The sequence below is a fragment of the Flavobacterium xizangense genome, from assembly GCF_054075145.1.
In genome coordinates, this window is the sequence record NZ_JBSIPG010000006.1 from 175,470 (window position 1) to 188,940 (window position 13,471).

General features: G+C 33.1%; 13 protein-coding genes. 10 read left to right on the forward strand and 3 right to left on the reverse strand.

Translation table 11 applies throughout. The features are described 5' to 3' along the window. Positions 1–3: 3 nt before the first annotated feature. From ACWA1B_RS15460 to murI, 5 genes are all read left to right on the forward strand, one after another. Positions 4–744 carry an isoprenyl transferase gene (locus ACWA1B_RS15460; RefSeq protein ID WP_456908395.1) on the forward strand — a complete coding sequence of 247 codons (741 nt, stop codon included), beginning with the start codon at positions 4–6 and terminating at the stop codon, positions 742–744. Beyond that, a complete protein-coding gene (locus tag ACWA1B_RS15465; protein ID WP_456908397.1) occupies positions 677–3,430 on the forward strand; it encodes a BamA/OMP85 family outer membrane protein in 2,754 nt (917 codons plus the stop codon). Before ACWA1B_RS15460 ends, ACWA1B_RS15465 begins: the two co-directional genes overlap by 68 nt. 41 nt (positions 3,431–3,471) lie before the next feature. Continuing rightward, positions 3,472–4,497 carry an OmpH/Skp family outer membrane protein gene (locus ACWA1B_RS15470; RefSeq protein ID WP_426486381.1) on the forward strand — a complete coding sequence of 342 codons (1,026 nt, stop codon included), beginning with the start codon at positions 3,472–3,474 and terminating at the stop codon, positions 4,495–4,497. A 14-nt stretch (positions 4,498–4,511) separates the two neighbouring features. Continuing rightward, on the forward strand, positions 4,512–5,015 hold the full coding sequence (locus ACWA1B_RS15475; protein WP_193745234.1) for an OmpH/Skp family outer membrane protein: 504 nt from the start codon (positions 4,512–4,514) through the stop codon (positions 5,013–5,015). 150 nt (positions 5,016–5,165) lie between these two features. After that, complete coding sequence (murI, locus tag ACWA1B_RS15480; protein WP_456908400.1) at positions 5,166–5,942, forward strand: glutamate racemase; 777 nt, start codon at positions 5,166–5,168, stop codon at positions 5,940–5,942. 2 nt (positions 5,943–5,944) lie between these two features. Here the strand turns inward: murI and ACWA1B_RS15485 are convergent, their stop codons facing one another. Together ACWA1B_RS15485 and ACWA1B_RS15490 are read right to left on the reverse strand one after the other, a co-directional pair. Continuing rightward, positions 5,945–7,180 (reverse strand): aromatic hydrocarbon degradation protein, encoded by a 1,236-nt coding sequence (locus tag ACWA1B_RS15485; RefSeq protein WP_456908402.1) that lies wholly within the window; start codon positions 7,178–7,180, stop codon positions 5,945–5,947. Next, complete coding sequence (locus ACWA1B_RS15490; RefSeq protein ID WP_456908404.1) at positions 7,181–8,512, reverse strand: DUF4270 family protein; 1,332 nt, start codon at positions 8,510–8,512, stop codon at positions 7,181–7,183. A gap of 281 nt (positions 8,513–8,793) precedes the next feature. On the opposite strand from ACWA1B_RS15490, the gene ACWA1B_RS15495 reads away from it, so the two are divergent. The 5 genes from ACWA1B_RS15495 (at position 8,794) to ACWA1B_RS15515 (ending at position 12,889) form a co-directional block, all read left to right on the forward strand. Further along, positions 8,794–9,576, forward strand: a complete 783-nt coding sequence (locus ACWA1B_RS15495; RefSeq protein ID WP_456908406.1) for a DUF6268 family outer membrane beta-barrel protein — start codon at positions 8,794–8,796, stop codon at positions 9,574–9,576. Positions 9,577–9,592: 16 nt separating this feature from the next. Further along, complete coding sequence (locus ACWA1B_RS15500) at positions 9,593–10,600, forward strand: Kelch repeat-containing protein (protein WP_456908408.1); 1,008 nt, start codon at positions 9,593–9,595, stop codon at positions 10,598–10,600. Next, complete coding sequence (locus ACWA1B_RS15505; RefSeq protein ID WP_456908410.1) at positions 10,590–10,922, forward strand: DUF4907 domain-containing protein; 333 nt, start codon at positions 10,590–10,592, stop codon at positions 10,920–10,922. Before ACWA1B_RS15500 ends, ACWA1B_RS15505 begins: the two co-directional genes overlap by 11 nt. Next, the gene (locus ACWA1B_RS15510) at positions 10,923–12,029 is read left to right on the forward strand and encodes a sensor histidine kinase (protein ID WP_456908412.1); all 1,107 of its coding nucleotides are present in this window, start codon (positions 10,923–10,925) and stop codon (positions 12,027–12,029) included. It abuts the gene before it with no gap. A gap of 143 nt (positions 12,030–12,172) precedes the next feature. Next, positions 12,173–12,889 (forward strand): LytR/AlgR family response regulator transcription factor, encoded by a 717-nt coding sequence (locus tag ACWA1B_RS15515; protein ID WP_035651556.1) that lies wholly within the window; start codon positions 12,173–12,175, stop codon positions 12,887–12,889. A 60-nt stretch (positions 12,890–12,949) separates the two neighbouring features. Here ACWA1B_RS15515 and ACWA1B_RS15520 read toward each other — a convergent pair whose 3' ends face one another. After that, complete coding sequence (locus ACWA1B_RS15520) at positions 12,950–13,468, reverse strand: gamma carbonic anhydrase family protein (RefSeq protein ID WP_035651550.1); 519 nt, start codon at positions 13,466–13,468, stop codon at positions 12,950–12,952. Between the last annotated feature and the right edge of the window lie 3 nt (positions 13,469–13,471).

Below are 13,471 nucleotides of genomic sequence, written 5' to 3' on the forward strand. Positions count from 1 at the left end.
ACAATGAATTTACTAGACTCTATAGATCACACCAACCTCCCAAAACACCTTGCCATTATCATGGACGGAAACGGGCGCTGGGCAAAACAACAAGGATTTTTACGTGCTTTTGGTCATGAAAACGGAACGAAATCAGTAAAAAAAACAATTACCAACTGTGCCAAACTTGGCATTGAATATTTAACGCTATATGCTTTTTCAACAGAAAATTGGAATCGCCCAAAACTAGAGGTTGAAGCGTTAATGAAAATATTGATCAATTCATTGAAGAAAGAACTTGTTACTTTACAAGAAAACAACATAAAGCTTAATGCAATTGGAAATCTTGAAAAATTGCCTAAATCAGCGCAAAAGGAACTTTTAGACGTTATTGAAAAGACAAAAAACAATACACGCCTTACCCTTACACTTGCTTTAAGTTACGGATCACGAGAAGAATTGGTAAATGCCGTGAGAATCATCAGTGATAAAGTTAAAAATAATATAATTTCATTAGACACTATTGACGATTCAATTATAAATGAGCATCTTTACACGCAAAATTTACCAGACGTAGATTTATTAATACGAACAAGTGGAGAACATAGAATAAGTAACTTTTTGCTATGGCAGATTGCCTATGCAGAATTGTATTTTACGAATGTCTTGTGGCCAGACTTTAAAGATCAAGATTTATATGAGGCTATCATTAGTTATCAAAAAAGAGAACGTAGATTTGGAAAAACCAGTGAACAAATTAAATAATTTTTTAGTGTTACAAAAAAGAGTACAAATAGTCCTTACCCTACTACTTTTGGGTAGTTTTTCACAAATAAAAGCACAAGATCGAGTTCCTTTTGATCAAGGAAAAAAATATATTCTTGCTAAAGTATCTGTTGTTGGTAAAATAAGCTTCAATGAACAAACAGTGGTTACCTTTTCTGGCCTTCAAAAAGGACAGGAAATAACAGTTCCTGGTGAAGAAATCAGTAGCGCTATCAAAAAATTAGGCAAACTTGGCCTTTTTGATGAAATTGCATTTTATGTAAATAAGGTAGAAAACGACAGTATTTATCTTGATTTAGATATTGTTGAACTTCCTAAATTAAACGAAGTTAAAATCGTTGGTGTCAAGAAAAGCAAAATCGAAGGACTTATTAAGGATAATAATTTGACAAAAAATAAAATTGTCAATGAAAACTTAATTACGACCACCAAAAATTATATTGAAAATAAATACAAAAAAGAAGGCTACTATAACACAAAAGTTACCATTACAAATACACCTGACACTCTTGCCGGGAACCAAGTCAATATGCTTGTCCGAATTGACAAGGGCGACAAGGTAAAAATTAGCAGCATTGACTTCATCGGAAATCAACAACTAACTGACACTCAATTAAGAGCCGCAATGAAAGACACAAAACAAAAGAATGTTTTACGTGTTTTAAAAGCTTCAAAATTCATACCTGAAAAATACAAAAGCGACTTAGAAAAAGTAGTTGCTGCTTACAAAGAAAAAGGATATCGTGATGCACGTATTATCTATGATTCTGTGACTTATAACAAGCAAAAAAATATGCTTGCTATCAAAATTAATGTGGAAGAAGGAAACAAATATTACTTCGGAAATATTAAATTTTTAGGAAATACTGTTTATTCTGATCAGTTGCTTCACCGTTATTTAGGAATCAAAAAAGGAGAAACTTACAACGGAGTTTTACTTGAAAAACGTATTGCTGATAAAACAAAACCAGATGCAGAAGACATTACAAACTTGTATCAAAACAATGGTTACCTTTTCTCTAATATTAATGCTGTAGAAGTAAAAACAGTTAACGATACTATTGATTTCGAAATTAGAGTTACAGAAGGTCCTATTGCTTATTTCAACAAAATATACGTTACAGGAAACGACAAAACAAATGACCACGTAATTTATCGTGAGCTAAGAACTAAGCCAGGAAACAAATACAGTAAAGAAGAATTAGTTAGAACAATTCGTGAAATTGGTCAGTTAGGTTTCTTTGACCCGGAATCTATCAAGCCAGAATTTAGAAATGTTGATGCAGGAGCAGGAACAGTAGATATCGAATATCAACTTGTTGAAAAAGGATCTAGCCAGGTTGAGCTTCAGGGTGGTTATGGTGGAGGTGGCTTCATTGGAACCTTAGGTCTTTCGTTCAACAACTTCTCGGCAAGAAATATTTTTAATAAAGAGTCATATAAACCGCTTCCGATGGGAGATGGCCAAAAAGTAGCGCTTCGTTTACAAGGAAGTACCTACTTCCAAACGTATAGTTTATCATTTTCTGAACCTTGGTTTGGCGGAAAAAAACCAGTACAATTTAGTTCTGCGATTTCTTATAGTAAGCAGTTCAACAACAATTATGCAACAAGAACTGTTGATAAAAGCAAAAGTTTTAATATTTTTACAGTACAAGTTGGTTTAGCAAAACGTTTACAGGTACCTGATGATTTCTTTGTGTTATCACAATCTGTAAGTTACCAGCACTATGACTTAAATAACTATTACACTGGATTGTTTACCTTTGGTAATGGAGCATCACGAAATCTTGCTTATACTATAGGTCTTACAAGAAATAATAAAGGTACAAATCCTATTTTCCCAATTTATGGTTCGGAATTTAGCATTTCAGCAAAAGTGACACCTCCATATTCTCTATTCAATGGAGTTAACTATAAAGATTTAGAAAACCAAAAAGAATACAAAACACAATATACCGGAGCACCTGACTCTGGAGTAGATGGCCAACCATTAAACACAGGCGATTATGTAAAAACAGAAACAGTTAATGGAAAAACTGGATATGTAAGTGTTGGATCCGACTATGCAAGCGCTGATACAGATGTTGCTAAAGTCGATCAGAAGAAATACAATTGGCTAGAATACTATAAAATTAAATTTAAAGCAGACTGGTATACAAAAGTATATGGTAAATTAGTTTTAAGAACCCTTACAGAATTTGGTTTCTTAGGAGCTTACGATCAAGCAAGAGGTGTTGTACCATTTGAGCGTTTTTATTTAGGTGGAGACGGAATGGCGCAATACTCAATGGATGGTAGAGAAACGATAGGTCTAAGAGGTTATCCAAATGGATCATTGACTCCAACAAATACTGCAGGTCAGCAAATTGGGGCAACAATTTATAACAAATTCTCTATGGAGTTACGTTATCCTATTACATTAAAGTCGTCAGCATCTATATATGCGTTGACTTTCTTAGAAGCAGGTTCATCATATCCAACATTTAAGGATTACAATCCGTTTGATTTGAGTCGCTCTGCAGGTGTAGGTTTACGTGTTTTCATGCCGGCATTCGGATTATTAGGGATTGATTTCGGTTACGGTTTCGATGCTTTGCCTAATTCTGTTACCAATAAAGCAAATGGATGGGAAACTCATTTCATTATTGGACAACAATTTTAGACAATTAGCGTTTGGTTAAAAATCATCAATAAAGTTATGTTATGAGAAAACAGTTTTTATTTTTATTTTTAGCCTTGATTGTAGCAAATACAAGTCAGGCACAGACACGAACGACAAGAATTGGCTACATCGATATGGAGTATATTCTTGAAAACGTTTCTGACTATAAAGAGGCAACAGCTCAATTGGAGCTAAAGGCTCAAAAGTGGAAACAAGAGATTGAATCCAAAAAAATAGAAATAAATAAACTGAAAGAAAGCTTAAAAGCCGAAAAAGCGCTTTTGACGAAAGAACTTATTGATGAAAGGGAAACAGAAATAAAATTCATGGAAACCGAGATGATGGATTATCAGCAGAAGCAATTTGGCTCTGATGGAAATTTAATTCATCAAAAGATGGCATTAGCCAAACCAATCCAGGATCAAGTTTTTACTGCGGTGCAGGATATTGCAGAAGCTAAAAATTATGATTTTATTTTTGATAAATCTTCTGATTTGACAATGCTTTTCAGTAATAAAAAATTTGACATAAGCGATCAGGTTATACGAGTTTTAAATAGAACTGATAAAAGAGAGCAATTGACTAAAAAACAATTGAAAGATCAGGAAATCAAAGAAACTCGTGAAAATGAAATTGACGAAAATCCAGCAATGGCTGATCGCCAAAAAGCACTTGACGAAAAGAGAGCTGCCAGAGAAAAACTAATTGAAGACAGAAGATTAGAACAGGAAGCTAAGAAAAAAGAATACGACGACAGAAGAAAAGCGATTCAGGCAGAAAGAGAAGCTAAAAAAAATGGCACGGTTTCTGAACCTGCAAAAACAACTGAAGCAGCAAAAACAACTGAAACCAGTAAAACTGATGCAACAGCGAAACCTGCAACAGGAACTGAAACTTCACCAGCAGCAACTGAGCCAGCTGTAGACAAAGCTGCTGAAAGACAAAAGTTGTATGAACAACGTAAAAAAGAATTAGAAGAAAGAAGAAAGAAAATATTAGAAGAGAGAGAAGCGGCTAAAAAAGCAAAAGAAGCCGAAACACAAAAACCTAATACGACCAATAATTAATTAATATTTTAAAAATGATGAAACAAATCAAAACTTTACTAATTGCTGCCGTTTTAATTTTAGGCGCAAGTAACACAATGAATGCACAGGCTAAGGTTGCCCATGTTGATGTTAGCGAGATTATGTCGAAAATGCCTGCTATGCTAGATGCTCAAAATCAACTACAAAAATTAAGTGGTACATACGACGCAGAATACAAAAAAATGGTTGAGGAATATCAAACTAAAATCAAAAAGTACGAAACTGAATCTACTACAGCAACTGAAGCTGTTAACACAGAGCGTGCTAAAGAAGTTCAAGATATGCAAAAAAGAATTGTTGATTACAGAGACAATGCACAAAAAGAACTACAACAAAAAGATAATGATATCATGAAACCAATTATGGAAAAAGTAAAAGCTTCTATCCAAAAAGTTGGAAAAGCAAAAGGTTTCCAATATGTTTTAGATGGTTCTACTCTTATCTTAGCTGATGGTCCAAACATTACCGCTGATGTTAAAAAAGATTTAGGATTCTAATAAACGAATTTCTTCTTATCAAAAACTGCTCAAACTTTTAGTATTGAGCAGTTTTTTTTTACAATAAATTAAAATTAAAAAAGAAAATAATTCGCGGATTTCAACTAAATTCAAATACCAATTTATTTCAAAAAATATTAAATTTGTATTATGACAAACAATAATCCTATAGGCGTTTTTGATTCTGGAATTGGAGGAACTTCAATCTGGAATGAAATTCACAATCTCCTTCCAAACGAGAAAACCATTTATTTAGCAGACAGCAAAAATGCGCCTTACGGTCAAAAAACCAAGGAAGAAATTGTTGCTCTTAGTAAAAAAAACACAGATTTATTAATTGAAATGGGCTGTAAATTAATTGTTGTTGCCTGTAATACTGCAACAACAAATGCAATTAGAGAACTTCGCGCAGCTTATGATATTCCGTTTATAGGAATAGAGCCCGCAATTAAACCAGCAGCAAATAATTCTAAAACTCAGGTTATTGGAATTTTAGCTACCAAAGGAACTTTAAATAGTGAACTGTTTAACAAAACAGCCGAAATGTTTCAGCACACCACTATAATCGAACAAGTTGGTCATGGTTTAGTTCAGCTTATAGAAGATGGAAATTTAAACTCCCCTGAAATGACTCAGCTGTTAGAATCTTATTTACGACCAATGATCGATGCCAATATTGATTATCTTGTTTTAGGTTGCAGTCATTACCCATACTTGATTCCTCAAATAAAAAAAATTCTGCCGGACCACATCCAAATCATAGATTCTGGAGAAGCGGTGGCCCGTCAGACTCAAAATATTTTGCGTGAAAAAGTTGGTTTTTCTGAACTTAAACAAAGCGAACCTGAATTTTATGTCAATTCAAATCCGGCAGTGTTAGAATCAATTTTAGATTATAAGTATCCTGTAATTCACAAGGATTTTTAACATTATTCTATTTTTCGCTTGACGAACCAAATTCCGTCTAACGATAAATTGAGTGATAATTTATGGTAGTTTTCTTTTATTAAATCATCTGCTATTCTTCCTTTTTGTCCATATGAATAGGAAATATTCAGAGTAGTTAATGTATTTTCTATCGGAAGAGAAAGTCCGATTGAAAATGCGGCATTATTTACGCGCTTTCCATCCACTTCAAGATAACCATTATCAAAATTGGCTCCCATTGCGTATTGCACCCTATCCCAGTATTTTCGGAAATCTTTTTTGGCACGATAAGTAAATCCAAGGGCAAAACGATCCTGATTTACAAAATTCCCGTATAGCTCAGATTGATTGGTTCCGTTCCAAAAGCTTTTTTCATAATCTAAAGTCATATTCAAATTATTCTTAAAGCGTTTACTGAACCCCACTCCTATTTCCAGAGGCATATAATAATCATCAACATCGGAAGCTACATTAGACTGTACTGTTGTGACAACCTCATCTGCAATAACCTCAACACTCTGTACTTTTGACGCTTTGACTTGAGCTGGCAATTTAACTACCGGAGCAATTGTAAAAGTAGAATCAATTTTGTACTGCGCTCCAAATGTTGCCCGAAGGCCATTGTAACTTGTCTTTTTGGTTACTGTTGTAAGCGTATTCTGAATCAGGAAATTTCGTTCATCGGCTGTACTTCCAAATAATACTGAACCAGACAAGCCAACAGAAAGTTTCTTCCCAAATCTATATCCGTATGAAAAATCAAAATTATTTAATCCGCCAGATCCTACTGCCGTTAAATAGTAATATTCCTGACTATTTTCTATTGGCAATTTTAGATTTGAAATTTTAAAAGCACCACTTGAATAAGGGCGTAATGCTAAACTAAATCCTGAATTTTTAGTTACAGGAAAAGCAAAAGCCAGGTGTGAAAACTGGAAATTGTTTCTTTTTTCTGAGCGGGAACTACTCTGATAAGTTGTTGCAATAGCTCGTCCTCCAACATCAAACATAAAATGATTTAACGAACTAAAACCTAACGATGCAGGATTTAAGTTATTGATAAAAGTATCTGAAGGCAAAGCCATTCCCGATGAACCAATTGAAGGAAGAATTCCAAAATCAGACTCATAAACACTTCCAACACCATAAAGAGAATATGGCGAACTTGAAATACTTTGAGAAAATGAAGTCAGCGACAATAAAATGGCGCCAATTAAATAAATTATTTTACTTTTCATTTAATATGATATATAATAAATTTTCAATTGAATTTTGTTATTCAAATGCTTTTGATCACCTAAGACTATTCGATTTACGGTTTTGTAAATTCCGGGAAGGGCTAAAATCAAAGACGATCTTGCATCAGATTTTTTCAGCATTTCCCGCTGCAAAAAATTACCAACCGGAATTGAATACCCTACATCTTCATTGAACTCATCACCCTTTTTATTTAAAATACCGTAAACAGTTGTTCCCGCAGAATTTACTAATGAAGCACTTATTCGGTTTAGATTATCTGCTACAAATACAGACAAGGAATCTGCCAGAGGATATTTAGAAGAATACGTATTGTTGACTGGTTTTAAGATAAGCTCTGCATTGACAATCGCTCCATTATCTGAAATGCTCTTCAGTTGTTTTATGTTTGGAAAATCGATTCTGCAGGCCACACCTGTCCCCGACTGAATGAAGCCTTGCCGATCAGTGAGCGAACTGGATAATTTGCTGCTGGAAATTGGCAAATTCTGAAGCAAAGTTCCCGTTTTATCTGACGAAATAGCATTGAATTGTCTTTCTGGATCTGTAATTGTAAAATCTACGACATAAGATATCTCCTCGGTATCGGCCTGATATTTTGAATAATACAATCGTACTTTGCTAGTTCCCACATGAAAACCAATCATACTTGATGAATTTGAAGTTGAGGGCACAATAACAAGTCCTCTGAGATATTCTGAAAAACTATCAAAATCTGTAATTTCTCTTTTCTTAAGTTTTTGAAAAAGTGCCGAACCAAATGCATCACTCATTTTTATTGTAATAGAATCTTTTTCGATTGGCCTTGGCTTGTATGAAATACTTCCTATACTTTCACTATTATAAGTTAGTGAAGAGTTATTATAAAAATTCTCATCTTCAGAATTTGGTTTTACTGTTTGCATCACTCTATGAATATCCAACGTCTGGACTTTTGTCGTATCTCCATAATAGTAATTATCATATTTTAAAATCATTGCAATCGAATCGAAGACATAATTCACATTTTCTGTATCTGAACCACCCACAGAATTTAAAGAATAGGAATCTCCAGCCAATTGGAAATAACTGTTTGATTTTACTTTTCCAAAAATAGGGTCGTCATAATTCCCAACTAAAATTCTGCTTTTGTTTGAAGTGATCAATGAATCAAAATTTATTGTTGCCATATCCACTGTAACAGTATCAATTAAAATCACTTTGTTGTTGACCGCTAAATAATCTGATCCAACAACAAATTCACCAGCATCAGTATCAGTTCCGCAGGAAAGTATCGTGATAGCAAAAAAGAACATCAATATAAACTTGTGCATAATAAAATTTTTCGGCAAATATAGAAGGCTGTAATCTGCACCACACTATAACATATACAGCCACTGTTTTTTGGACTACAAACAGCAAAAAAACATCTATGATACAGCAACATAAACAAATCTCCGTTTCAACCTCTAAAAAAGCGATTTAGTCTATCAAAAAACGCCATACATATATATTCTTTTTTTTTAAGGCATCAGCCATCTACTTTTGAGCCAATAATTAAGTAATGAGAATAAGGCTTTTAATATGTTCGGTTTTTACAATTTCATTTTTTAGTATGAAGGCTCAAGAAACATTTTTGGCAGATGTGAATTTAAAAACAGAACCTACTGATAAAATTGATTTCAATGAAAGCAATATTTCGGTAGTATTCAATAAAAAAATACGCACTAAAAATCAGGTTACAAACACATCTGAATATTCCAATCTGAATGTAAATTATGAGTTTTCGGAATTTGAAAATCTAAATCGGTTTAATCAATTTCAAAACAAAACAGACTATATATTTAGGGCTTCAGATAAAACAAAATTGAAATTTTCGCTTACGCCAATGTTCAGTTTTCAGGAAAATTTAGATTGGTCTGATTTTTCTCTTTTAGGTAGTTTTGAAGTTAGCCAGCAAGTGAATTCCAGAACAAATATCACTATTGGTGCTGCTCGATCGGCCATTTTTGGAGCTGCGAAATTTATTCCTATAGCAACAATAAACTATGCAATAAGCGACGAAAGCATGGTTTCAGTTGGATTTCCGGATTCAAAGATTTCATATTCAAATAATGTCCGAAATACATTCAGTTTAACAAACAGTTTCAATGGAAGTTTTTATCATTTAGATCAAAAACCAGCTTTAGATTATGCTGCTTCTAAAATGAGTTTATCGCAAATGACATCAGCTTTTGAATATGAAAGAAACGTAGATTCAAATTGGTTTTTGGATTTTAAAGCGGGCTATGATTTTAACAAAAAATACAATCTTACTGATTCTGAAAACCATACCGCATATAATTTTAATACAGGGAATGGATACATTTTTGGTATTGGCATCAAATACAAACAATAAATAAATTTAATACATTATGAATAATTTGAAAAAAGGAATATTATTCGCAACTCTAATTTCGGCTCTCGTTTTTGTAGGCTGCAGTAATGATGATAACGATGATGATTTGATTGGAAACTGGATTAAAAAGTCGGCATTTGATGGCCCGGCAAGATCTAGCGCCACAAGTTTTGTTATTGGCGATTATGCATATGTAGCAACTGGTTATACTGGCGATGTGTATTTAAAAGATTTATGGGCTTATAATTCTAATGGAGATTACTGGGAGCAAAAAGCTGATTTTACAGGTGTAGGAAGAAGTTCTGCTTCGAGTTTCACCCTAAATGAAAAAGGATATGTTGGTCTTGGTTATGATGGAACTAATAAATTAAAAGATTTTTTTCAATATGACCCAACAAGCAACAGCTGGACTCAAAAAGCAGATTTTGCCGGAACAGGACGTTATGGTGCGCTTGGATTTCAAGTAGGCGGAAAAGCGTATTTTGGAACTGGTTATGATGGAAATTACCTAAAAGATTTCTATCAATACAATGACCAAACAAATGCCTGGACATTGGTAAATGGTTTTAGTGGAAATAAAAGACGTAATGCAACTGTTTTCGTAATTGGTGAGAAGGCTTATTTAGGAACAGGAATAAATAATGGTGTTTATCAAGAAGATTTTTGGGAATTTGACCCAGCCACAGACGTTTGGACAAGAAAACGCGATATTGACAAAGATACTGATGATGATTACTCATACAATGATGAATATGCCGTGACACGTTCAAATGCATCAAGTTTTTCTATGAATAGTCTAGGATATGTTGTGGGCGGCGATGGTATAAAAACGGTGTGGGAATATAATCCTTCAACTGATCTTTGGACAGAAAGAACTTCTATGGAAGGCGCAACCAGAACTGATGCTGTTGGTTTTGCCATTAATAACCGTGGATTTTATATGTTAGGCCGAACAGGTTCAACTTATTTTGATGATGCCTGGGAATTTAAACCACTTGACGAACAAAGCGACGATGACAATTAATACCAAAAAACAATTCTTCTGGAGTAAAATCCAGAAGAATTTATTGTTTATTTTATTTGCTTTACAATTCACCGCCTGTACAAAAAAAGAAACATTTAAAATTGATTCTTTTCAAACAAAAACAGGCTGGGGATATACTATTTCAAACAAAGACAAAATTTTAATAAAACAATCTATTATTCCGGTAATCAATAATACTAAAAGCTTTTCAACAAAAGAAGAAGCTCTAAAAACTGCTGAATTAGTAGTTAGCAAACTAGACCAAAATATGTCACCCACTCTAACGAAAAATGATTTAATTTTATTAAAAATAAAATTCTAAATGAAGATTGACGCCATTAAAAATACAAATTCAAACAAAATTCTATTTCATTGTATCATATGGATTTTCTTTATATTGACTTCTTTAATTCAATTTTACGAAAGTCCTTTCCGAATCAATAATGATTTTTATGCACAATGGGTTACAGGAATTATATTGTTTTATCTGAACTATTTTTACTTGGTTCCCGTTTTGCTTTTAGAAAAAAAATACTGGCTCTACTTTGTATTTGCTCTTGCGCTCATAATATTGTTTATGATTATCCGAACAAATTATTTTATTCCGGAATTCAGGCATCTGAGACCCGAAAATATGCGCCCGCCCAGAATGATGCCCGATTCAAAATTTTTCCCAAAAGACGTTCATTTTAGAACTGAAATAAGACAGCCTTTCTTTTTTAAAATAGCTCCTTCCTTTTTCTATATTTTAATACTTACTATAAGCGCAATTATCAGAACACTGACTGAATTTTATAATAATCAGCAAAACAAATTAATTGCCGAAACACATCGAACAAGTACTGAATTGATTTATTTGCGAAAACAAACTAATCCGCATTTTTTATTCAATTCCTTAAACAGTATTTATTCATTAGCACACAAGAAATCTGATTTGGTCCCTGATGCCATCGTGACATTGTCTGAACTCATGCGATATATGTTGTATGAAACTGACAATAAAACGGTGGCTTTAGAAAAAGAAATCAACTACATTCAGAATTATATTGAATTGCAAAAATTGAGGCTTAATAACATTGAGGATATTGTTATAAATGTACATGGCGATACAAAAAACAAGTTCATTGAACCTTTGCTCCTAATTTCGTTTGTCGAAAATGCTTTTAAATATGGAACTGATTATAAAGGTGCGGCTCATGTTAAAATCAAAATTTTTATTCATGAAAACAGCCTTGATTTCTGGATAGAAAACACAATCGAAAACTATGTAAAAGATCCCGAAAACTCAGGAATTGGATTGGTAAACATTCAAAACCGGCTTGATCTTCTTTATCCAAATGCACATCAGCTTGCTATCACGCAGGACAATCAATATTACAGAGTTCATCTTCATTTAAATTTAGATGAAATCCAGACCGCCATTAGTTAAAATGAGATTGTTATTGTGCTTAAACGTTAAGAGATAATTATAAAACAAACACTTATTTTATGAAAATTTTAAAACTTAATTGATTGATTTCAAAGTACTTTTGAGCACCAAAACAAAATTTTTAAAAATCTAATTTCCAGCAAATGAAATGTGTAATTATTGACGATGAACCTTTAGCAGTCGAATTATTAGAAGATTTTGTCAAAAAAGTAGACTATCTTGAATTGGTAAATACTTTCAATAATGCTATTGATGCTGTATCTTTTATCAATCAAAACAATATTGATTTAATTTTCCTCGACATTCAAATGCCTCACTTCTCTGGAATTGATTTTTTAAATACAATTGAAAAAAAACCTTTGGTTATTTTTACAACGGCCTATTCTGATTATGCTGTCGAAGGTTTTAATCTTGGTGCTGTGGATTATTTAGTAAAACCTATTCCGTTTCATCGTTTTTTAAAATCGGTTGTAAGAGCGCAGCAGATTATAAATCCCGCAACGGCAATTCAGGCCATTTCTGAAAATACGACTGTACCCGAATTAGAACAGGATTTTATGTTTGTAAGAGCGGAATATGAAAATGTGAAAATGAATTTTGCAGACATCCTATTTATCGAAGGGCTAAAAGATTACGTAAAAATTTACACTACAGACAATAAATTCACGCTGACTTTAATCAGTTTAATAAAACTCGAAAATTTGCTTTCCAGCAAAGGATTTTCGCGAATTCACAGATCTTATATCATTAATATAAAACATGTCAAATCGATACAAAAAAATAAAGTTTTGATTAGCGATAAACGAATTCCAATCAGTGAAAGCTATAAAACTGCTTTTTTCGAAAAAATCAATTTGTAAAACAATTAAATTTCAAAATAATCCCGATAGCTATAGGGATTATTTTATTATTTTAAAATTTTATTCTTCGTTTTTAAACCAACCTGAATACATTACATAATTGTTTGAAATGCGCTCGATTTCGCCGGCAAAATCAGATTGATTGATATCTTTCACTTTTTTCGCCGGTACGCCAGCATAAATACTTCCTGATTCGACAACCGTATTTTGAGTTATAACAGCCCCGGCAGCAATAATTGAATTGCTTTCGATAACACAGTTATCCATAACGATTGCTCCCATTCCGATTAAAACATTATCTTTTACAGTACAGCCGTGAACAATTGCATTATGACCAATTGAAACATTGTTTCCAATAATTGTGGGATGCTTTTGATAAGTACAATGTATAATCGCTCCATCTTGAATATTTACCTTATTCCCAATTTTAATAAAGTGTACATCGCCGCGAATAACAGCATTGAACCAAACGCTGCATGAATGTCCAAATGAAACATCACCAACAATTGTAGCATTTTCAGCAACATAACAATCCTCTGGAATCAAAGGAGATTTTCCGTTTACAGATTTGATCAACATAGT

What these genes read in the sequence shown, in the direction of transcription:
- ACWA1B_RS15460 (WP_456908395.1), top strand. Translation starts at nt 4, where the DNA reads ATGAATTTACTAGACTCTATAGATCACACCAACCTCCCAAAACACCTT.
- ACWA1B_RS15465 (WP_456908397.1), top strand. Translation starts at nt 677, where the DNA reads ATGAGGCTATCATTAGTTATCAAAAAAGAGAACGTAGATTTGGAAAAA.
- ACWA1B_RS15470 (WP_426486381.1), top strand. Translation starts at nt 3,472, where the DNA reads ATGAGAAAACAGTTTTTATTTTTATTTTTAGCCTTGATTGTAGCAAAT.
- ACWA1B_RS15475 (WP_193745234.1), top strand. Translation starts at nt 4,512, where the DNA reads ATGATGAAACAAATCAAAACTTTACTAATTGCTGCCGTTTTAATTTTA.
- murI (WP_456908400.1), top strand. Translation starts at nt 5,166, where the DNA reads ATGACAAACAATAATCCTATAGGCGTTTTTGATTCTGGAATTGGAGGA.
- ACWA1B_RS15485 (WP_456908402.1), bottom strand. Translation starts at nt 7,180, where the DNA reads ATGAAAAGTAAAATAATTTATTTAATTGGCGCCATTTTATTGTCGCTG.
- ACWA1B_RS15490 (WP_456908404.1), bottom strand. Translation starts at nt 8,512, where the DNA reads ATGCACAAGTTTATATTGATGTTCTTTTTTGCTATCACGATACTTTCC.
- ACWA1B_RS15495 (WP_456908406.1), top strand. Translation starts at nt 8,794, where the DNA reads ATGAAGGCTCAAGAAACATTTTTGGCAGATGTGAATTTAAAAACAGAA.
- ACWA1B_RS15500 (WP_456908408.1), top strand. Translation starts at nt 9,593, where the DNA reads ATGAATAATTTGAAAAAAGGAATATTATTCGCAACTCTAATTTCGGCT.
- ACWA1B_RS15505 (WP_456908410.1), top strand. Translation starts at nt 10,590, where the DNA reads ATGACAATTAATACCAAAAAACAATTCTTCTGGAGTAAAATCCAGAAG.
- ACWA1B_RS15510 (WP_456908412.1), top strand. Translation starts at nt 10,923, where the DNA reads ATGAAGATTGACGCCATTAAAAATACAAATTCAAACAAAATTCTATTT.
- ACWA1B_RS15515 (WP_035651556.1), top strand. Translation starts at nt 12,173, where the DNA reads ATGAAATGTGTAATTATTGACGATGAACCTTTAGCAGTCGAATTATTA.
- ACWA1B_RS15520 (WP_035651550.1), bottom strand. Translation starts at nt 13,468, where the DNA reads ATGTTGATCAAATCTGTAAACGGAAAATCTCCTTTGATTCCAGAGGAT.